We start from the raw sequence: 20,183 nt of genomic DNA on the forward strand, positions 1-20,183 counted from the left end.
CGGCCCACCCGAGCACGGGCGCGGCACCGGTCGGTGGCCGGCCCCCTTCTCCCCAGCGATCGTTTGGCAGGTGCAGGTGTCATGAGCAGTACCGAGAAGTTCCGCTCGGAGTTCCGTACATGGCTGCGGTCCGGGCTCACCGGAGAGTTCGCCGCGCTCAAGGGCCGCGGCGGACCCGGCCGGGAGCACGAGGCGTTCGCCGAACGGCTCGCCTGGGAACGGCACATGGCCGCCGCGGGCTGGACCTGCGTCGGCTGGCCGCGGGAGTTCGGCGGACGCGGCGCGACCCTGGAGGAACAGGTCGCCTTTCACGAGGAGTACGCACTGGCCGACGCCCCCGCCCGGGTGGGGCACATCGGCGAACAGCTGCTCGGCCCCACCCTCATCGCCTTCGGTACGGACGCACAGCGGGCCCGCTTCCTTCCGGGGATCAGGTCCGTCGATGAGCTGTGGTGCCAGGGTTACAGCGAACCCGATGCGGGTTCGGACCTGGCCAACGTCCGTACCCGCGCCGAGCGGGACGCGGACGGCTGGTCGGTCACCGGGCAGAAGATCTGGACCTCGCTGGCCCATGAGTCCCAGTGGTGCTTCCTGGTCGCCCGCACCGGGCAGGGTAAGCGGCGGCACGAGGGTCTCTCGTATCTGCTGGTGCCCATGGACCAGCCGGGGGTCGAGGTCCGGCCCATCGCCCAGCTGACCGGCACCAGCGAATTCAACGAGGTCTTCTTCGACGCGGCCCGCACCGGCGCGGACAACGTCGTCGGCGAACCCGGCGACGGCTGGAAGGTGGCCATGGCCACCCTCGGCTTCGAGCGCGGCGTCTCCACCCTCGGCCAGCAGGTCGGATTCCGGCGTGAGCTGGAAGCGCTGATCGGTCTGGCGCGCCGCAACGGCGCCGCCGACGACCCCCTCCTCCGCGACCGGCTCGCCCGGGCCTGGACCGGTCTGGAGATCATCCGGTTCAACGCGCTGCGGATGCTCGACGGCGCGGCCGCCGGAGCTCCCGGGCCCGAGGCATCCATCGGCAAGATCTACTGGGCGACCTGGCACCGGGAGCTCGGTGAGGTGGCGATGGACGTCTGCGGCGCCGACGGGATGCTTGCGGATGGCGCACCGTACGATCTCGACGACTGGCAGCGGTTGTTCCTCTTCTCCCGCGCCGACACGATCTACGCCGGCTCGAACGAGATCCAGCGCAACATCATCGCGGAGCGGGTCCTCGGCCTGCCGAAGGAAGCAAGGGCCTGACCGGCACGGGGTGCCGGGCGCCGCGATCCGGCGGGGCGGTCGTTACTTCAGCAGCCTCGTACGGAGCTTGTGCAGCGTCCCGGCATCCAGGCCGAGCCCCTTCGAGAGATAGGCGTCGAAACCGCCGTACCGGTGGTCCGCCTCGGTGAGCGCGGCGCCGAGATAGTCCTTGCGGACCTCCTGCAGCGGAACGATCAGCCGAGGGTCCCGCATGATCCCCGCTTTCTTCAGACCATCGCGGGTCCTGAGGTCGGCGGTCCTGCGGATGTCGTTGGAGAGCAGATAGTCCGCCTCGGCCGTACTGGCGGGCACACCTACCGCGCGCAGCAGGACGTAACTCATCCACCCGGTACGGTCCTTGCCGGACGTGCAGTGGTAGAGCAGCGGCAGCCCCCTGCCGTCCGCGATGGTCCGGAGCACCTTGGCGAACTGCTGGCGGGCCCCCGCCTCGGCGACGAACGTGCGGTAGATCCGCCGCATCGTCTCCGCTCCCTTCCCGTCGCCCAGCGCCTTCTGCTGCTCGGCCGGGTCTTTGCTGCCGATGGCTGCCGTCGTCTGCTCGTAGAGTCCGGTGTCGTCGATCGGCAGCGTGATGGCGGCCGCCCCCTTGGGGAGCCGGTCGGCGCCGTCGGTCCTGACTTCGACGGGGAGCCGGAAGTCCACGACCGACTTCAGACCGAGCTTCGCTGTCACGGCGAGGTCCGCCGGGGTGAGCTTACCGAGTGCGTCACCGCGGAACACGGCCCCGTAGCGCAGCTGTTTGCCGTCGCTGGTCCAGTATCCGCCCAGGTCACGGACGTTGACCGCGCCCTTGAGCGCGATGTGCCGGGCGTCCGGTGCCGTCGGCGCCGCGGCTCCGGCGGCCTGGGTGGATCCCGGGCGCGCGGTGTGCGACGGGTGGGCTGTGTGGGACGGGTGGGAACACCCGGTGAGCACCAGGGCCGTGCTGAGCACGACGGTGGCGACGCGGGTCATGGCCCGGTTTCGGTCCGGGTTTCGGGTACGGCGCATCGGAACAACTCCCAGAGGGCGTGGGCAGGGATACGTGTGAGGGATCCGGCCGGAGACCGGAGCCGGGCCCCGGCCGCGTCGGGCAGTGCGGCCGGGCCGCGCCCCGTTGTGGGCGGCGGCCTCCGGAGCCGCCCGGGGCCGTCCATGGCTCCGGCGGCCGGGGGCCGCATCCGTGAACGGTGAAGTCCCGCTCGGGCAGCGGTGGCCGACGTCAGTCCGGAGGGGGGTGAACAGGCGTCTCCGCTGCTCCGTCCGGTGCGGTGGACGGATGCTGGACGGGAAGGTAGCAGCGGATCCGCTCAACGGGGGAGGTGCTGCCGGTGGGGTTGTCGCGCGGCGCGCCCGCGACCCTGCCCCGGCCGCGACGGCCGAAGCCCCCACAGAGCCGTCATACGCCCGCGGCCTGCGGGAACACCAGCGGCCCCGGCGACGTCCGCCGCCCCGGGACACCGACCGGACCGCACGGGTTTCCCACTGAGCGGGAGCAGCCGCTCGGCCGCGCCGGGGCCTGCGGCCTAGCCTCGGCGCAGTCCCACTTTCCGTGTGGCACTACCGGTGTTGCACCACCTGTGTGGCACGACCGGTGTTGCACCACCTCTGCGGCACGACCGGTGTTGCACCACCTGCGGCACGACCGGTGTCGCACCACCGTGTTGCCCCACCCGTGCTTCACCACCGTGTTGCATCACTCGTGTTGCACGACCCCCGAGTCGAACTACCCCCCCGTCCCACCACCCTTCAGTCCCACCACCCTTGCGGAGGACCGCCCATGCTCACGGCCAGTGAACGGCAGACCGCCGCGGACGCGCTCGGCGCGGCCGAGCGCGACCGGCGGCCCATCGCCCCGCTGACCGAGCTGTTCCCGGGAATCGGCACCGAGGACGCCTACGAGATCCAGCTGCTCGGCATCGGCCGCAGGGTCGCCGGCGGGGCAGCCGTGCACGGTCACAAGGTCGGTCTCTCCTCGCCCGTCATGCAGCGCATGGTGGGCGTCGACGAACCCGACTACGGCCACCTCCTGGACGACATGCGGTTGTCGGATGACCGGCCGGTCCCCGTGGACCGGTACTGCGCGCCCCGGATCGAGGTCGAGGTCGGCTTCGTCCTGGGCGACGACCTGCCCGGCGAGGGCTGCACCACGGCGGACGTACTCGCCGCCACCGAACGCGTCGTCCCCGCCATCGAGCTGATCGACAGCCGGATCGCCGACTGGCGCATCTCCATCGCCGACACCGTCGCCGACAACGCCTCGTCCGCCGGATACGTCACCGGCGACGGCCGCGACCCGCGCGAACTGGACCTCAAGGCCATTGACGCCGTGCTGCGCCGCGGCCCCGAACAGATCGCCGCCGGCCGCAGCGACGCCGTACTCGGCGACCCCGCCGCCTCCGTCGCCTGGCTGGCCCGCACCGTGGCCCGCTTCGGCGTCCCGCTGAAGAAGGGCCATCTGGTGCTGCCCGGGTCCTGCACCAGGGCCGTCGACGTCGAGGCGGGCCAGACCTACACAGCCGATTTCACCGGGCTCGGCCCGGTCTCGCTCTCCTTCATCTGAGGTGATGATGACCAACAGGACCAAGGCGACCGCCGCCATCGTCGGCTCCGGCAACATCGGGACCGACCTGCTCTACAAGCTCCAGCGGTCCCCGTACATCGAACCCCGCTGGATGATCGGCGTCGATCCGGCCAGCGAAGGGCTCGCCCGCGCCCGCGCCGCCGGAATCGAGGCCAGCCCCGACGGAGTCGGAGCGCTGCTCGACGGGGACGAGAAGCCCGACCTCGTCTTCGAGGCGACCTCGGCAGCCGTGCACCGGGCCAACGCCCCGCGCTACGCCGAACTCGGCATCCGCGCCATCGACCTCACCCCGGCCGCCGTCGGCCCGGCCGTCGTACCGCCCGCGAACCTGCTCGCCCATCTCGACCAGCCGAACGTCAACATGATCACGTGCGGCGGTCAGGCCACGATTCCCATGGTGTACGCCGTCTCGCGGATCGTCCCCGTCCGGTACGCCGAGATCGTTGCGTCCGTCTCCTCCGTTTCGGCAGGACCGGGAACCCGCGCCAACATCGACGAGTTCACCCGGACCACCGCCCGCGGCATCGAGGACATCGGCGGCGCGGACCGAGGCAAGGCCATCATCATCCTGAACCCGGCCGACCCGCCCGTGATGATGCGGGACACCGTCTTCTGCGCCATCCCCGAGGACGCCGACCGCGACGCCATCGCCCTCTCCGTCAAGCAGGTGGCCGAGGACGTCGCCTCGTACGTGCCGGGCTACCGGCTGCGCTCCGAGCCGCAGTTCGACGACCCCACCCCGGAGAGCGGCGGCATGGCCCGCGTCGCGGTCTTCCTGGAGGTGGAGGGCGCGGGCGACTACCTCCCGCCGTACGCCGGAAACCTCGACATCATGACCGCCGCCGCCACCAAGGTCGGCGAGGAGTTCGCCAAGGCGCTCCTCGCGCCCGGCCGCTGAGGAGTAACCAATGCCCTACTCGGACACGCTCGACATCCGCGTCACCGACTCCTCCCTGCGTGACGGATCGCACGCCATGCGCCACCAGTTCACCGTGGAGCACGTACGGTCGATCGTCACCGCACTCGACGGCGCCGGGGTCCCGGTCATCGAGGTCACACACGGCGACGGACTCGGCGGCTCCTCCTTCAACTACGGCTTCTCCAACACTCCCGAACAGGACCTGATCAAGACCGCGGTGGAGACGGCGGAGCAGGCCCGCATCGCCTTCCTGATGCTTCCCGGGCTCGGCGTCAAGGACGACATCCGCGCCGCCCACGCCAACGGCGCCGCCATCTGCCGCATCGCCACGCACTGCACGGAGGCGGACATCTCCGTCCAGCACTTCGGACTGGCCCGCGAGATGGGCCTGGAGACCGTCGGCTTCCTGATGATGGCGCACTCCACCACCCCCGAAGTGCTGGCAAGTCAGGGCCGCGTCATGGCCGACGCCGGCTGCCAGTGCGTGTATGTGGTCGACTCGGCCGGCGCCATGGTCATGGACGACGTGACCGACCGGGTCGCCGCACTCGTCGCCGAACTCGGCGACGACGCCCAGGTCGGCTTCCACGGCCACGAGAACCTCGCACTCGGCACCGGCAACTCGATCGCCGCGATACAGGCCGGAGCGCTCCAGATCGACGGCTCGACACGGCGGCTCGGCGCCGGAGCCGGCAACACTGCCGTGGAGGCGCTCGTCGCCGTCTGCGCCAAGATGGGCATCCGCACCGGCATCGACGTACTCAAGATCATCGACGCGGCCGAGGACGCCGTACGCCCCGTGATGGACGACGATTGCCGGCTCGACCGGCTCGCTCTGCTGATGGGGCACGCGGGGGTCTACTCCAGCTTCCTCAAGCACGCCTACCGCCAGGCCGAGCGGTACGGAGTGTCCGGCGCCCAGATCCTGCTGCGCGCGGGCGAGCGCAGGCTCGTCGGCGGCCAGGAGGACCAGCTCATCGATATCGCGCTCGAACTCTCGGCCGGCCGCTGACCCCACCCCCCACGGAGCCCGCCCCGACGCGTCACCACCACCAAGGAGGCACATGATGACCGCAGCAAGCGAAGAAGTCCGCGTGATCGAGGCGGCCGCGCCGCCCACCCGCTTCGCGCGGGGCTGGCACTGCATTGGCCTCGCCGACTCCTTCAAGGACGGGAAGCCGCACGAGATCGAGGCGTTCGGGACCCGGCTCGTGGTCTTCCAGGGCGAAAACGACGGCGACCTGCACGTCCTCAACGCCTACTGCCCGCACATGGGCGGCAACCTCGCCCAGGGCACGGTCAAGGGCGACGCCGTCGCCTGCCCCTTCCACGACTGGCGCTGGTCCGGCAACGGCCGCTGCGCGGGGATCCCCTACGCGCGACGGGTGCCGCCCCGGGCCCGCACCCGGGCCTGGACCACCGTGGAGGAGAACAAGCAGCTCTTCGTGTGGAACGACCCCGAGGGGAACCCGCCGCCGCCCGGAGTCACCGTCCCGCGGATCGAAGGGGCCTTCAGTGACGAGTGGAGCGACTGGAGCTGGAAGGCCCTGCGGGTGGAGAACTCCAACTGCCGGGAGATCGTGGACAACGTCGTCGACATGGCGCACTTCTTCTACGTCCACTACTGCTTCCCGACGTACTTCAAGAACGTCTTCGAAGGGCACACCGCCACCCAGTACATGGAGAGCTCGCCCCGCGGCGACGTCGACCTCGGCACCCTCAGCACCGAGGGCGTGCTCCGCTCCGACGCCTCGTACCACGGCCCCTCCTACATGATCGACTACATGTGGAGCGACGTCGGCGCGGAGGTGGAGATGGAGAGCGTGCTGATCAACTGCCACTACCCGATCGACTCCGACAGCTTCATGCTGATGTACGGAGCGGTCGTCAAGAAGCTGCCCGGTATGACGGACGAGCAGGCGGCGGACGCGGCCCGGCTCACATCGGAGGGGCTGGCCGTCGGCTTCGAGCAGGACGTGCACATCTGGAAGAACAAGACCCGCATCGACAACCCCCTCCTCTCGGAGGAGGACGGTCCGGTCTACCAACTGCGCCGCTGGTACGCGCAGTTCTATGTGGACGCAGCCGACGTCAAGGACGAGATGACACAGCGCTTCGAGTTCGAGATCGACACCGCCCGCGCCACCGAGGCTTGGCAGCGCGAGGTCGACGAGAACGTGGCGCGGCACCGGAGCGAGGGCTGACATGACACCGGTCGAGTGCGCGGCCTGCGGCAACCAGGTCCTGTGCGAGAAGTTCAGCATGGCCCACACCTCCGTGCAGTGGACGGCCGACGCCGCGGAGGTCTGTGCCGAGTACCGGGATCCGATGCGCACCTGCTCCGCCCTGCGCGACAGCATCGACGAGGCCGTCGGCGCCGGGCGTTTGGCGGTGGCGGATGCCTGAGCTGCCCCAGGTGCCGGGGGCCCGGACGCACCGGGTCCGGGTCACCGCTGTGGTGGCCGAGACGGCGGACGCGCGCTCCTTTGTACTGGACCCGGCAGACGGCGCACTCGCCTACCGGCCGGGCCAGTTCCTGACGCTGAGACTGCCGGGGCCGGACGGGGGAGTGGCCGCACGGTGCTACTCCCTCGCCAGCTCCCCGCACTCCGGCGAACCGATGAAGATCACGGTGAAGCGGGTGGCGGGGGGCCACGGCTCCAACTGGCTCTGCGACCACATCGGCGAGGGCGACGAACTGGAGGTGCTGGCCCCGGCCGGCACCTTCGGCTCGGGTCCGCTGGACGGCGATCTGCTGCTGGCGGCCGCGGGCAGCGGCGTCACCCCGGTGATCTCACTCGCCAAGGCGGCGCTGGCCCAGGGCCAGGGGCGCGTCGTGCTCCTGTACGCCAACCGCGACGCGAACTCGGTGATCTTCCGGGACGAACTCCGGAACCTCGCCGGGGACCATCCGCAGCGGCTTGTCGTCCTGCACTGGCTGGAGACGCTCGACGGCCTGCCGACCGTGGACCGGCTCACCGGACTCCTGGACCCCTACGCCGGCCACCACGCATACCTCTGCGGGCCCGCGCCCTTCATGGACGCGGTGGACGCCGCCCTGCGCGCGGCGGGGGCCGCCCCCGCCGCCATCCACCGGGAACGGTTCTTCTCCCTCAGCGGGGACGTCTTCCGCACGGTCCCGGCCAGGCCCGCGGGGGAGCCCGCGGGGGAGCCCGCGGGGCCGGAGGGTGAAGGCGCCGAGGCGGTGGTCGAGCTGGACGGCGAGACCCACCGGGTGGCCTGGGGCGCCACCACCCCGCTGCTCGACGCCCTGCTCGCCGCAGGAGTCGATGCCCCGTACTCCTGCCGTGAAGGCGCCTGCGCCGCCTGCGCCTGCCGGGTCATCGAAGGAGAGGTCTCGGTGGCCCACGACGACGTCCTGGACGACGAGGACCGCGCGGAAGGCTACATCCTGGCCTGCCAGGCGCTGCCGGCCAGCGAGCGGATCAGTATCAGCTACTCCTGACCTGCCCCGCCGTCCGCCCCTGCGGACCGGCCCCACTCCTGACCCGTGACCAGCCGTACGCCGGGGTCCCCTGATACGCCGGGGACCCCGCCTCACATCCAGTCGGCGAACCGCATCCACGACATCATGTTGTCCATCTCCGCCGGATCGATGGGCGAGGCCACCGCCGGGGCGGGAGCGGGGGCCGCGGATGTCCGCGTCCGGGCCTCGGCGCGCCCCGGGCCGAAGAGCGAGCGCCACACCGCGCGGGACGTGGCCAGCACCACCGGCGCCAGCCGCTCCAGCTCACGGTGCGTGCCATTGCCGCAGATCGACACCGACGCGATCGCGCGGCCCGAGCCCCGCAGCGGCGCCGCCACGCACGACACCCCCCGGAACGCCTCCTCGACATCGAACGCCACGCCCCGCTCCCCGATCCGCCGCAGCTCCTCGCGGAACGCCACAGGACGGGTGATCGTGCGGGCCGTGCGCGGCCGCAGCCCCGCCCGCACGACCTCGGCGACGAGCGCGACCTCGCTGAACGCGAGGATCGCCTTGCCCGTGCCCGTGCAGTACGCCGGCTGCCGGCCGCCCACCCGTGAAGGCACGCTCCCGTCCTGGGCCCCGCCGATCCGCTCCAGATACACCACCTCGGGCCCGTCGAGCACGGCGAGGTGCGCCACATGCCCGGTCGACTCGTGCAGCGCGTGCAGATGCGGCAGCGCCGCTCTGCGCAGCCGGTTGTGGTGCGAGGCCAGGGCTCCCAGCTCCAGCATCCGCATCCCGAGCCGGTAGTCCCGGCCCTCCCGGTCCAGCCAGCGCAGACGTACGAGCTGATCGAGTATGCGGTGCACCGACGAGCGCGGAAGACCCGAGCGGTGGATCACTTCGGTCAGCGTCAGCCGGGGTGCCGGGCCTTCGAACGCGCCCAGTACCAGCGCGGCCTTCTCCAACAATGAGGGCGGCTGCTCTGCCATGTCGTGAGGCTTCCACGGTTCCCGCTCAGCGGGAAGAAGGTATTTCGTTTCGGAATAGTAAAAGCGTAGGTTCCTCGCACCCATCCAGGACGACCGAGAGGGGATGCGCATGAGTGCCGACGAGGTTCTCGCCGCAGTGCGGGCCCTTGCCCCGACCCTGCGCGAGCGCGCCGCCGAGACCGAGGCGCTGCGCCGCGTGCCGGACACTTCCATCAAGGAACTCGCCGATACCGGCTTCTTCCGGCTTCTCCAGCCCAAGGCTTACGGCGGCTTCGCCGCACACCCCGCAGTCTTCTACAGCGCCGTCAGAGAGATCGCCAGGGCCTGCGGGTCCACCGGCTGGGTCGCCTCCGTCGTCGGCGTCCACCCCTGGCACGTCGGGCTGTACGACCAGCGCGCCCAGGAGGAGGTGTGGGGCCAGGACAACCGGGTCCGCATCTGCTCCTCGTACGCCCCGACCGGCAAGGTCACCCCCACCGCCGAGGGTGACGGCTTCCGGATCTCCGGGCGCTGGCGCTTCTCATCCGGCTGCGACCACACCGACTGGGCGCTGCTCGGCGGCATCATCAACGACGCCGACGGCAAGCCCGTCGACATGCGCACCTTCCTGGTGCCGCGCTCCGACTACCGCATCGACGACGTCTGGGACACCGTCGGACTCCGCGGCAGCGGCAGCAACGACATCATCATCGAGGACGCCTACGTCCCCGACTACCGAGCCCTCAGCTTCGGACCGGTCACCGCCCTGCAGTCGCCCGGGCAGGAGCACAACCCCGAGCCGCTCTACCGGCTGCCGTACGCCTCGGTCTTCACCACCACCATCTCGACCCCGGTGATCGGCATCGCCGAAGGCGCCTACGACAGCTATGTCGCCGCCACCCGTGAGCGCATCCGTGTCTCGTACGGGCAGCAGGTCGCCGAGGACCCCTTCGCGCAGGTGCGCATCGCCCGCGCCGCCAGCGACATCGACGCCTCCTGGCTGCAGCTCATCCGGAACATCTCGGACCTGTACGAGTACGCCGAACGGGGTGAGGAGTTCCCGACCGCGCTGCGCACCCGCACCCGCCGCGACCAGGTGCTCGCCACCGAGCGCGCGGTCGCAGCCGTCGACCTGCTGATGGAGAACGCCGGCGGCAGCGCCATGCGCACCGGCGACAACGCGATCCAGCGTGCCTGGCGCGACGCCCACAACGCCCGCGGTCACGCCGCCAACGACCCCGAGCGCGCGCTCGTCCTCTTCGGCCGCGGAGCCCTCGGCCTCGACACCCAGGACACGATGCTGTGATCGACCACGCCTCCACCTCGCGTACCGCCAAGGCCGGCGGACTCACCATCCACTACCACGAGGCGGGACCCGCGGGCCCCGGCGCACCCGTCGTGATCATGCTGCACGGCGGTGGCCCCGGCGCGTCCGGCTGGTCCAACTTCGGCGGCAACCTGCCGGTCTTCGCCGAGCACTTCCGTACCCTCCTCGTCGACCAGCCCTGCTTCGGAGGCTCCGACAAGCCCGAACTCGACAAGGACTTCTTCAGCTACAGCGCGGACGCCGTGGCCGCCCTGATGGACGAACTGGGCATCGCCCGGGCCCACTTCATCGGCAACTCGCTCGGCGGCGGCACTTCCGTGCGGATGGCGCTGAACCACCCGGACAAGGTGGACAAGCTCCTGCTGATGGGCCCCGGCGGGATCTCCCTCAACGTCTTCGCCGCCGACCCCACCGAAGGCATCAAGCGGCTCTTCGAGTTCAGCGCGGCCGCCGAGCCGACCAAGGAACACCTGCGCACCTTCCTCACCACACTCGCCTACGACCCGGCCATCGTCACCGACGAGCTGATCGAGGAGCGCTGGGCCCAGGCCATCGGCCCCGGCGCCAAGCTCGGCAGCGCGCGGATGGCCGCCTCCTTCGCCAACCCGGCCTGGCAGCAGGACACCATGCTGTGGCGCGAGGCCCACCGCATCACCGCCCCCGTGCTGCTCACCTGGGGCCGCGAGGACCGGGCCAACCCGCTCGACGGGGCCCTGGTGGCGCTCAAGGCGATCCCCGACGCCCGGCTCCATGTCTTCCCGCACTGCGGCCACTGGGCGCAGACCGAACAGGCCGACGAGTTCAACCGGCTCGCCGTCGACTTCTTCACGCACTGAGAGGCACCAGGTTCATGGATATTCGCGCACTGGGCTATCTGCGACTGGAAACCGCCAAGTTCGATGAGTGGCGTGCCTTCACGCTCGACGTCCTCGGCATGATCGAGGCGCCCGGCTCGACCGAGGACACCCTGCGGCTGCGCCTCGACGACCGCTCGCACCGCATCACCGTCACGCGCGGCGCCACCGACCGGCTCCTCGCCGCCGGCTGGGAGGTACGCGACGCCGCCGCCCTCGCGGCCGCCCGTACCGAACTCACGGCGGTCGGGGTCGAGGTCGAGGACGCCAAGCCCGACGAGCTCGCCGAGCGGCGGGTGCAGGGCATGTTCCACTGCCAGGACCCGGCCGGCAACCAGCTGGAGATCTTCTGGGGCCAGGCCCAGGACCACACCCCGGCCGTCACCCCGTACGGCAACCGCTTCGTCACCGGCGACCTGGGCCTCGGCCATGTGGTGCTCCCCGCCCCGAACATGGAGGAGGCGTACGACTTCTACGAAGGGCTGTTCGGCTTCACACTGCGCGACTCGATGCGGCTGCCCTCCGCGATCGTGCCCGGCGGCGCCGCCGACCGCGACTACCACTGGATGCACTTCATGGGGTGCAACCCCCGCCACCACAGCCTGGGCCTGTTCCCGGGCCTGATGGAGCCCGGCATCGTGCACTTCATGGTCGAGGTGGCCACACTCGACGACGTGGGCCGCGGGCTCGACCGCATCCACGAGGCCAACATCCCCGTCGCCTCCACCCTCGGCCGCCACACCAACGATCTGATGGTGTCCTTCTACGCGCAGGCCCCCGGCGGCTTCCAGGTCGAGTACGGCACCGAGGGCCGCCTCGTGGACGACACCACCTGGGTCGCCAAGGAGATGACAGCCGACAGCTTCTGGGGCCACAAGTGGAACGGCTGACGGAGCAGATCTCCCCGGCCGTCTTCCGGGAGGTGCTCGGCCGGTTCGCGAGCGGCATCACGGTCGTCGCGTCCGCCGACGGCGACGGCAGGCCGGTGGGCCTCGCCTGTCAGTCCTTCGCCTCGCTCTCCCTCGACCCGCCGCTGGTCATGCTCTGTGTCGGCAAGTCGTCGACCAGCTGGCCGCACGTCGCGCGCACCGGGCGATTCACCGTCAGCGTCCTCGCCGAGGAGCAGCGCGAGGTCTGCGCCGCCCTCGGCGGGCGCGGGGGCGACAAGTTCGACGGCGTCGGCTGGACGGTGTCGGAGCACGGCACCGTACGGATCGACGGCGCCCTGGCCACGGTGGACTGCGCGCTGCACGACGTCCAGGAGGCGGGCGACCACCTCGTCGTCACCGGTGAGGTACTCGACCTCGCCGCCAGGCCGGACGGATCGCCGCTGCTCTACTTCGGCAGCGCCTACGTCGCGGGCGACTTCCGATGAACCCCGGCGTGCGCAGCGGCGGCGCGGGGAGGCCCGGCAGCCGCCCCGCGCCGCCGCCGACCCCAGCCGTGAAACGTTACCGGGCGCCGACCGGCGCCCGGCCGGAGAGGACCGCCCCATGAACACCCGCTGGGACCACAGTTACGACGTGGTCGTCGTCGGATCCGGCGCAGCCGGACTCGCGGCAGCCATCACCGCGCGGCTGCGCGGCCTGACCGCCCTGGTGATCGAGAAGACGGAGCTGTACGGCGGCTCCACCGCCCTGTCGGGCGGCGCGATCTGGGTACCGGGCAACTTCCATCTGGACGCCGCCGGCCTCGGTGACACCCCGGCCAAGGCGCGCGCCTACCTCGACGCGACCGTCGGCGACCGGGTGCCCGCCGAACGCAAGGACGCCTATCTGGAGCACGGCCCGCGCATGGTCCGCGAGTTCCACGACCGCACCACGGTCCGGTTCGCCTACACGCCCGGCTACTCCGACTACTTCCCCGAGGCACTCGGCGGCTACCCGCAGGGCCGCTCCATCGAGCCGCTGGTCTTCGACTTCAAGAAGCTCCCGGCCGACCGCCGCGCCACCATGCGCAAGTCCGGCCTGCCCACGTACGGGCTCACCATCACCTCGTACGACTTCCGCTACCTCAACATGGTCGCCCGCACCTGGGCGGGCCGGAAGGCCTCGCTGAAGGTCGGTATGCAGGCGGTCGGGGCGCTGGCCAGGGGTGCGAAACCCATCGCTCTCGGCCAGGCCCTCATCGCCCGTATGCGCCAGTCGCTCGACGCACTCGGCGGCGAGCTGTGGCTCTCCACCCCGCTCACCGGCCTGGTGGAGGAGGACGGCCGGATCGCCGGCGTACGAGCCGAGCGCGACGGGTCGCCCGTCACCATCCAGGCGCACGGCGGCGTCGTCCTGGCCTCCGGCGGCTTCTCGCACGACCAGCAGCTGCGCGAGAAGTACCTGCCCGCGCCCACCTCGACGGCCTGGACCTCGTCATCGGACGGGCAGACCGGCGACGCGCTGCGGCTCGGCGTCGAGGCCGGCGCCGCGACGGACCTGCTCGACAAGATGTGGGGCGCCCCGTCCGTCGTACCGCCGGGCCCGGACGAGAAGCCGTTCTTCCTCGTCGCCGACCGCGGTATCCCCAGCATGATCATCGTCAACGGCGCGGGGGAGCGGTACGCCAACGAGGCTGCGCCGTACCACCAGTTCGTCGACGAGATGTACGCCAACCACCGGCCGGACGCCTCCGCGGTGCCGTCCTGGCTGATCCTCGACGCCCGGTCCAAGGCGCGCTACATCTTCGTGGGCCTCTTCCCGGGCCAGCCCTTCCCCAAGGAGTGGCTCGCGAGCGGCTTCGTCAAGAAGGCGCAGACACTGTCCGGACTGGCCGCCCTCATCGGCGCGGCGCCGGAGCGGCTGGGCGCCACCGTCGAGCGGTTCAACGGCTTCGCGCGGGCGGGCCGTGATGAGGACTTCCAGCGGGGCGAGAGCGTCTACGACCGGTACTACGGCGACCCGACGCTGCCCAACCCCAACCTCGCCCCGCTCGACAAGGCGCCGTACTACGCCATCCCCGTCCACCCGGGGGACATCGGCACCAAGGGCGGCCTGGTGGCCGACGGGTCCGCGCGGGTCCTGCGCGAGGACGGCACCGTCATCGAGGGGCTGTACGCCTCGGGCAATGTGTCGGCGGCGGTGATGGGCGAGACCTATCCCGGCCCGGGGGCGACGATCGGCCCCGCCATGGCATTCAGCTGGGCGGCCGTGGGGGACATCGCGCGGGAACTCAAGGGCGTGCCCCGGCAGTGACCTTCGCTGTACGGGATGCCACACCGGAGGGGGCGGTCGACACGACCGCCCCCTCCGGCATGCTTGCTGATACCTGATGCCTTATACATCGGATAACTGGGCCGCCGAGTCAGGCTGTTGACTCACCGTCGGACCTCTTGACACCTGGCCGAAGCGGATAGCAGAGTTCCGCCCGTTCGTTGAATTCATCGATACATCCGATGAAAGCTCGTTACGGCAGAGGAACTGGACGAATCTGCTGGACAGAGCCCGCCCCTACCGTGTCAGGGAGTCAGACGTGCACCGCAGACCGGACGACACACCAGGAGGCAGAGCCGCCCCTGAACGGCGGCTCGCCATGGCGGCGGTCCTCACCGCCCTGACCGTGGGCATGGTGCCCGCGCTCACCGCGGGCACCGCGGCCGCGGCCCGGGCCCCGGCGGGCAGGAACATCTACGTGTCGGCGTCCGGCAGCGACCGGAACTCCGGGGAGTCCACCCGCAGGCCCCTGCTGACCCTGGCGGCAGCGCAGATCTCCGCGAGAAAGGCGTCCAGGGCAGGGCGCCCGGTCCATGTGTGGGTACGCGGTGGTACCTACCACCTCACCGCCACCCTGGAGTTCGGCGCCGCGGACTCGGGCAGCGCGTCCGCCCCGGTGACCTACTCCTCGTACCCAGGCGAGCGGGCCGTGCTCAGCGGGGGCCGCAGGGTGTCGGCCGCGTGGACCACCGACCCGGACAACAGCGCGATCCAGGTCGCGGACATCGGGGCGCACCGGAAGATCGACGGGTTGTTCGTGGGCGGAGCCCGGCAAGTCCTCGCCCGCTACCCGAACTTCGACCCGGCCACCGCCGTACTCAACGGCTCGACCACCATGGCCACCCTCAACGCCCGGTCGGCGCAGTGGGAGAACCCGACCACCGGCGACATCCGCGGGCTGCACTCCTCCCACTGGGGCGGCAACGACTACACGATCACCGGGCGCGACGACTCGGGCCTCAAGCTCAAGTGGGTCGGAGACAACAACCGCGGCGGCGATGTGGACACCTCACACGTCGTGGCGGAGGGCGTGTTCGAGGAACTCGACGCGCCCGGCGAGTGGTTCTACGACCAGGACGCCGGGAAGCTCTACATGATCCCGCCGGCCGGTACCGATCTGTCGAAGACCCCGGTGGACACCGCCGAACTGGACGAACTCGTCCGGGTCGGGGGCACGTCCGCCTCCCGCCCCGTCCATGACCTCACGTTCGACGGGTTCACCTACACCGCCTCCCACCGGACCCTCTTCGACACCCCGTACGAGCCGCTGCAACTCGGCGACTGGGCGGTGGCGCGGGCCGGAGCCGTCCACATCAAGAACGCCAGGAACATCACCGTCTCCCGCTCCTCCTTCACCCAGGTCGGCGGCAACGGCGTCTTCATCGACGGCTACAACAAGGACGACGCCGTCACCGGGAACACCTTCACAGGATCCGGCGCGAGTGACGTGCAGGTGGTGGGGTCGACCCAGGCCGTCCGCAACCCGTCGACCTGGACGCACATGGTCGACCCGCCCACGGACCTGACCCCCGGCCCCAGGACCGAGGACTACCCCCGCGACATCGACGTCAGCTACAACAGCATGGCGGACATGGGCCGGTTCGAGAAGCAGAGCGCCGGTGTCAACATCTCGATGAGCAGCCGCGTCACCGTCGCCCACAACACCATCCACGGCAGCCCGCGGTCCTGCGTCAACGTCAACGACGGCACCTGGGGCGGACACCTGATCCAGTACAACGACATCTTCGACTGCGTGAAGGAGACGTCGGACCACGGGCCGGTCAACGCCTGGGGCCGGGACAGGTACTGGCCCATCGCCGGGCCCAGCATCAACCCCAGCGCGGAGTCCGACGCCCTGCAGAAGAGCTACTCGCTGCTCGACGTCGTCCGGCCGATCACGATCAGCGACAACCGGATCTGGCACAACAGCGAATGGGCCGTCGACCTGGACGACGGATCGAGCAACTACGTCGTCAGGAACAACCTGCTGCTCGGGGCCGGAATCAAACTGCGTGACGGATTCAAGCGGACGGTCACCAACAACATCCTGGTGGGCGGATCAGTCTACGAGCAGATCTCGCACCGCGACAACGGCGACGCCATCACCAGGAACATCATCCTGGCGGACTCGCCCTACTCACTCACCGGCAGCGATCCCGCCGCCGCCCAGTACACGGCCGACAACAACCTGTTCTGGGACAACGGCCGGCCGGTTGCCCTGCCCGGCGTCTGGAACGCCGCCGGTCTGGACACCCACTCGGTCACCGCGGATCCCCGCTTCGCCGGGGGATCACCCTGGGACTCACCCGGAATGACGGACTACACGTCGGCCGCGGACTCACCCGCGAAGGCCCTGGGATTCGTCGACTTCCCGATGAACCGGTTCGGCACCGGAAGGCCGGGCGAGGCCACACCCCCCGCGGTCGGCTGGCCTGCCGCACCCGAACCGGACACGGTGATCGAGACCCAGCCCGAGCCGCTGATGGGCGCCACCGCCCGCCAGGTCTACGACAAGGCCACCCAGTCGGCCGTCGGACTGGGCGACTTCAACGGGCTCTACCTCCAGAGCGTCCCCGCCACCTCCTACGCCTACGGACAAGGTCTGCGCCCCCTCGACGTGATCCGGTCCGTGAACGGCACCGGCGTGACGGACCGCGCCAGCTTCTGGGCCGTCTACAACAACCTCGCCCCCGGGAGCACCGTCACCCTGAGCGTCTGGCGCGCGCAGGCCGCCACCACGGTCAGCCTGGTCAAGCCCACCGAACCGCAGCTGTACAACAACACCGCGGGCGTGACCTACACCGGAAACGGCTGGGGCTGGCGCGGCGCCAGGACCGGCGGCCAGGACTCGTACCAGAACGACATCGACGCCACCACCGCCATCGGTGACTCCTTCACCTTCACCTTCAACGGCACCGGAGCGGACTTCCTCACCGAGCTGAACGCGGACGAGGGAACGATCGACATCGCCGTCGACGGGGTCCACCGGCAGACCGTCGACGCCACCAGCGGCTCCCGCCAGTACCAGCAGAAGCTCTACTCGGTCAGCGGTCTCCCGGCCGGCGTGCACACCCTCAGCGGAACGATGAAGAGCGGGCAGTACATGATCGTGGACGGCTTCACCGTGCGGAGCTGACATACGGGGCTCCACCCTGCACAAGGCCGAACAAGCCCGTACAAATCTGGGCATTCACGCTCCGCCGGCCGGACCGTGACACGTCCGGCCGGCGGAGCTGCGTCCTCGGTTCCGGCTACCCAGGGGGAGTGGCGGGTACAACCGTCTTCCGGCAAGTACGGTGAGATCCGGGGTGGTTGGGACGGGCGGTCCGCTCGCTCGTACCCGATCCGTCGTATTCCGGACGTTCCGCCGTTCTCCGGACGGAGCCCGGTTCTTCTTCTGGGGGGTTCATGCAGAGATCAAGGACGCTGTCGGTCGCTCTCGCCATGTCGTTCGCCACCGCCGGTCTGGGGGTGATCGCGGCACCCGGGGCGTCCGCGATCACGCCGCCGGTGGCGTTCACGGCGGACGCGCTGCCGACCTGGCAGACCAACGGGATCGTCTGGGCGCTCGCCCAGAGCAACGGCGTGGTGTTCGCAGGCGGTACGTTCTCCGCGCTGCGGCCCCCGGCCGGCGCCTCCGGCAAGGAGCGGTCCGCGGTGAACTTCGCCGCCTTCAACGCCGCCACCGGCGCGCCCACCAGCTGCACACTCTCCTTCACGGTCGGCAGCGGTACCGCCACCGTGCGGGCCCTGGCGGTCTCGCCCGACAAGAAGACGCTCTACGCGGGCGGTTACTTCGGCGCGGTCAACGGAACCCAGGTGTCCTCGCTGGCGGCCATCGACATCGCCACCTGCAAGGCCAGGACCTCGTTCCGGCCGGCCTTCGCCGCCACCGTGCGGGCGCTGACCGTGACCAAGGACACGGTGTACGCGGGGGGCGACTTCGGCACCGTCAGCGGCCAGAAGCGTCAGCGCTTCGCCGCGGTCAAGGCCTCCGACGGGGCCGTTCTGCCCTTCACCGCCAACGCCGACGAGCCGGGCCGCGCTCTCGCGCTGACCCCGGACGGCAAGGACGCCGTTCTCGGCGGCGACTTCTTCAAGGTCAACGGAACGACGTCGCACGCCCTGGCGGTGGTGGACGCCGGGACGGGCAAGGTGGCGAAGGCGTACCCGGGCTTCATCGAGACCAACTCGGTGGTCAAGACTCTCGATACGGACACCACCGGGATCTACACCGGCAACGAGGGCACCGGTTTCGGTGTGTTCGACGGCCGGATCGCCCTCGACGCCGGCAGTCTGAACCAGCGCTGGCGCGACACCTGCCTGGGCGCCACCCAGTCCGTGAAGTCGTACAAGGGCGTGCTCTACAGCGCCTCGCACGCCCACGACTGCTCCAGCGTCGGCGAGTTCCCCAATGGGCCGCGCCACCACTTCCTGGCGGAGCCCACCACGGGTACCGGCAAGCTCGGCTGGTTCCCGGACACCAATGACGGCAACGGCGAGGGGATCGGGCCACGCGCGCTGACCATCGCGACAGCCGGCACCTCCCAGTACCTCTGGTCCGGCGGCGAGTTCACCACCGTCAACCGTGGCGCGGCACAGAGCCTCACCCGGTTCGCGTCCACCGGCGACAAGGGCGCACCGACCGTTCCGGTGGGCGCCGCGGTCAGTACCAAGCCGGGAGAGGTGCAGGTCAGCTGGCGAGCCAGCTTCGACACTGACGACTCGAAGCTGACGTACAGGGTCTACCGCGACGGGTCCAGCACGCCCATGGCGACCGTGCAGGCCGATTCGCTGATGTGGGCCCGGCCCCAGGTGTCCGTCAAGGACACCTCGGTCACCAAGGGCAAGACCTACAGCTACCGGATCACCGCATCCGACGCGGCCGGCAACACCAGCGCCAAGTCGGCGGCCGTCACCGCCACCGCCACCGCCACGGCCGCGGAGGAGCGCTACCCGGCGGCGGTCCTCGGCGACGGCGCCTCGCTGTACTGGCGCTACGACGACCACACGCAGCCGTTCGTGGCGGACATGTCGAGCGGAAACCGCTCCGGGGTGGACGTCAACGCCCCCTCGCTGCGCCGGACCCCGGCAGCGGTCGGCGGCCCGTCCACGGCGATCGGGTTCAACGGCACCGACCAGTGGATATACAGCGACCGCCGGTACGCCGCACCCGCCAAGTACAGCCTGGAGACCTGGTTCAGCACGACCAGCACGTCGGGCGGCAAGCTGATCGGCTTCGGCGACAACACGACAGCCGCCAGCAAGAAGTACGACAAGCAGGTGTACATGACCAATGCGGGCAAGCTCGTCTTCGGAGTGAGCGGCAGTGGATTCAAGACGCTGGTGAGCCCCAAGGCGTACAACGACGGCAAATGGCACCAGGCCGTCGCTACGCAGGGCCCGACCGGTATGTGCCTCTATGTCGACGGCCACCTCCTGGCGAGCAACACCGTGACGAAGAGCGAGAGTTCCAGCGGGTACTGGCGGGTGGGCGGCGACACGCTGACCGGCTGGCCCTCACGGCCCGCCAGCGACTTCTTCAAGGGGGAGCTGGACGAGACGGCCGTCTACCCCGGGGTGCTCAGCGCCGCGCGGGTCGCAGGCCACTACACGCTGGGAAAGAGCACCGGCTGATGAGCACGCGGGG

The 20,183-nt window shown here is 70.5% G+C and carries 16 protein-coding genes; 14 read left to right on the forward strand and 2 right to left on the reverse strand.

The window, feature by feature from the left end:
- The first annotated feature begins 81 nt into the window (after positions 1-81).
- The gene (locus OG452_RS33615) at positions 82-1,248 is read left to right on the forward strand and encodes an acyl-CoA dehydrogenase family protein (protein ID WP_327299318.1); all 1,167 of its coding nucleotides are present in this window, start codon (positions 82-84) and stop codon (positions 1,246-1,248) included.
- A 42-nt stretch (positions 1,249-1,290) separates the two neighbouring features.
- Here the strand turns inward: OG452_RS33615 and OG452_RS33620 are convergent, their stop codons facing one another.
- On the reverse strand, positions 1,291-2,259 hold the full coding sequence (locus tag OG452_RS33620; RefSeq protein ID WP_327299319.1) for a tyrosine-protein phosphatase: 969 nt from the start codon (positions 2,257-2,259) through the stop codon (positions 1,291-1,293).
- Positions 2,260-3,028: 769 nt separating this feature from the next.
- On the opposite strand from OG452_RS33620, the gene OG452_RS33625 reads away from it, so the two are divergent.
- Genes OG452_RS33625 through OG452_RS33650 form a run of 6 tightly spaced genes read left to right on the forward strand, consistent with a single transcriptional unit; the run spans position 3,029 to position 8,217 of the window.
- On the forward strand, positions 3,029-3,811 hold the full coding sequence (locus tag OG452_RS33625; RefSeq protein WP_327299320.1) for a 2-keto-4-pentenoate hydratase: 783 nt from the start codon (positions 3,029-3,031) through the stop codon (positions 3,809-3,811).
- Positions 3,812-3,818: 7 nt separating this feature from the next.
- Positions 3,819-4,730 carry an acetaldehyde dehydrogenase (acetylating) gene (locus OG452_RS33630; RefSeq protein ID WP_327299870.1) on the forward strand — a complete coding sequence of 304 codons (912 nt, stop codon included), beginning with the start codon at positions 3,819-3,821 and terminating at the stop codon, positions 4,728-4,730.
- 10 nt (positions 4,731-4,740) lie between these two features.
- Positions 4,741-5,763: a 4-hydroxy-2-oxovalerate aldolase gene (gene dmpG / locus OG452_RS33635; protein WP_327299321.1), complete on the forward strand. Its 1,023-nt coding sequence runs from the start codon at positions 4,741-4,743 to the stop codon at positions 5,761-5,763.
- Between the two features lie 55 nt (positions 5,764-5,818).
- On the forward strand, positions 5,819-6,955 hold the full coding sequence (locus OG452_RS33640; protein ID WP_327299322.1) for a Rieske 2Fe-2S domain-containing protein: 1,137 nt from the start codon (positions 5,819-5,821) through the stop codon (positions 6,953-6,955).
- A gap of 1 nt (position 6,956) precedes the next feature.
- Positions 6,957-7,157 carry a ferredoxin gene (locus OG452_RS33645; RefSeq protein ID WP_327299323.1) on the forward strand — a complete coding sequence of 67 codons (201 nt, stop codon included), beginning with the start codon at positions 6,957-6,959 and terminating at the stop codon, positions 7,155-7,157.
- Positions 7,150-8,217, forward strand: a complete 1,068-nt coding sequence (locus tag OG452_RS33650) for a ferredoxin--NADP reductase (RefSeq protein ID WP_327299324.1) — start codon at positions 7,150-7,152, stop codon at positions 8,215-8,217. The genes OG452_RS33645 and OG452_RS33650 overlap by 8 nt, the downstream gene beginning before the upstream one ends.
- Before the next feature lie 92 nt (positions 8,218-8,309).
- Here OG452_RS33650 and OG452_RS33655 read toward each other — a convergent pair whose 3' ends face one another.
- Positions 8,310-9,173, reverse strand: coding sequence for an IclR family transcriptional regulator (locus OG452_RS33655; protein WP_327299325.1), 864 nt, complete (start codon positions 9,171-9,173; stop codon positions 8,310-8,312).
- A gap of 109 nt (positions 9,174-9,282) precedes the next feature.
- Here OG452_RS33655 and hsaA point away from each other — a divergent pair, with 109 nt between their 5' ends.
- The 7 genes from hsaA to OG452_RS33690 all read left to right on the forward strand — a co-directional run bounded on the left by hsaA (position 9,283) and on the right by OG452_RS33690 (position 20,170).
- On the forward strand, positions 9,283-10,458 hold the full coding sequence (gene hsaA / locus OG452_RS33660) for a 3-hydroxy-9,10-secoandrosta-1,3,5(10)-triene-9,17-dione monooxygenase oxygenase subunit (protein ID WP_327299326.1): 1,176 nt from the start codon (positions 9,283-9,285) through the stop codon (positions 10,456-10,458).
- A complete protein-coding gene (gene hsaD, locus OG452_RS33665) occupies positions 10,455-11,315 on the forward strand; it encodes a 4,5:9,10-diseco-3-hydroxy-5,9,17-trioxoandrosta-1(10),2-diene-4-oate hydrolase (protein WP_327299327.1) in 861 nt (286 codons plus the stop codon). The genes hsaA and hsaD overlap by 4 nt, the downstream gene beginning before the upstream one ends.
- Positions 11,316-11,329: 14 nt before the next feature.
- Positions 11,330-12,223, forward strand: coding sequence for a VOC family protein (locus OG452_RS33670; protein ID WP_327299328.1), 894 nt, complete (start codon positions 11,330-11,332; stop codon positions 12,221-12,223).
- Complete coding sequence (locus OG452_RS33675; protein ID WP_327299329.1) at positions 12,211-12,708, forward strand: flavin reductase family protein; 498 nt, start codon at positions 12,211-12,213, stop codon at positions 12,706-12,708. Before OG452_RS33670 ends, OG452_RS33675 begins: the two co-directional genes overlap by 13 nt.
- Before the next feature lie 118 nt (positions 12,709-12,826).
- Positions 12,827-14,515: an FAD-dependent oxidoreductase gene (locus tag OG452_RS33680; RefSeq protein WP_327299330.1), complete on the forward strand. Its 1,689-nt coding sequence runs from the start codon at positions 12,827-12,829 to the stop codon at positions 14,513-14,515.
- 277 nt (positions 14,516-14,792) lie between these two features.
- Positions 14,793-17,669: a PDZ domain-containing protein gene (locus tag OG452_RS33685; RefSeq protein WP_327299331.1), complete on the forward strand. Its 2,877-nt coding sequence runs from the start codon at positions 14,793-14,795 to the stop codon at positions 17,667-17,669.
- A 272-nt stretch (positions 17,670-17,941) separates the two neighbouring features.
- Complete coding sequence (locus OG452_RS33690; protein WP_327299332.1) at positions 17,942-20,170, forward strand: LamG domain-containing protein; 2,229 nt, start codon at positions 17,942-17,944, stop codon at positions 20,168-20,170.
- Positions 20,171-20,183: the final 13 nt, after the last annotated feature.

It is taken from the genome of Streptomyces sp. NBC_01197 (genome assembly GCF_036010505.1).
Classification (GTDB): domain Bacteria; phylum Actinomycetota; class Actinomycetes; order Streptomycetales; family Streptomycetaceae; genus Streptomyces.

Coding starts and splice junctions, on each gene's coding strand:
- OG452_RS33620 (WP_327299319.1), bottom strand. CDS start 2,259: ATGCGCCGTACCCGAAACCCGGACCGAAACCGGGCCATGACCCGCGTC.
- OG452_RS33690 (WP_327299332.1), top strand. CDS start 17,942: ATGCAGAGATCAAGGACGCTGTCGGTCGCTCTCGCCATGTCGTTCGCC.
- OG452_RS33645 (WP_327299323.1), top strand. CDS start 6,957: ATGACACCGGTCGAGTGCGCGGCCTGCGGCAACCAGGTCCTGTGCGAG.
- OG452_RS33655 (WP_327299325.1), bottom strand. CDS start 9,173: ATGGCAGAGCAGCCGCCCTCATTGTTGGAGAAGGCCGCGCTGGTACTG.
- OG452_RS33615 (WP_327299318.1), top strand. CDS start 82: ATGAGCAGTACCGAGAAGTTCCGCTCGGAGTTCCGTACATGGCTGCGG.
- OG452_RS33670 (WP_327299328.1), top strand. CDS start 11,330: ATGGATATTCGCGCACTGGGCTATCTGCGACTGGAAACCGCCAAGTTC.
- OG452_RS33630 (WP_327299870.1), top strand. CDS start 3,819: ATGACCAACAGGACCAAGGCGACCGCCGCCATCGTCGGCTCCGGCAAC.
- OG452_RS33640 (WP_327299322.1), top strand. CDS start 5,819: ATGACCGCAGCAAGCGAAGAAGTCCGCGTGATCGAGGCGGCCGCGCCG.
- OG452_RS33625 (WP_327299320.1), top strand. CDS start 3,029: ATGCTCACGGCCAGTGAACGGCAGACCGCCGCGGACGCGCTCGGCGCG.
- hsaA (WP_327299326.1), top strand. CDS start 9,283: ATGAGTGCCGACGAGGTTCTCGCCGCAGTGCGGGCCCTTGCCCCGACC.
- dmpG (WP_327299321.1), top strand. CDS start 4,741: ATGCCCTACTCGGACACGCTCGACATCCGCGTCACCGACTCCTCCCTG.
- OG452_RS33680 (WP_327299330.1), top strand. CDS start 12,827: ATGAACACCCGCTGGGACCACAGTTACGACGTGGTCGTCGTCGGATCC.
- OG452_RS33650 (WP_327299324.1), top strand. CDS start 7,150: ATGCCTGAGCTGCCCCAGGTGCCGGGGGCCCGGACGCACCGGGTCCGG.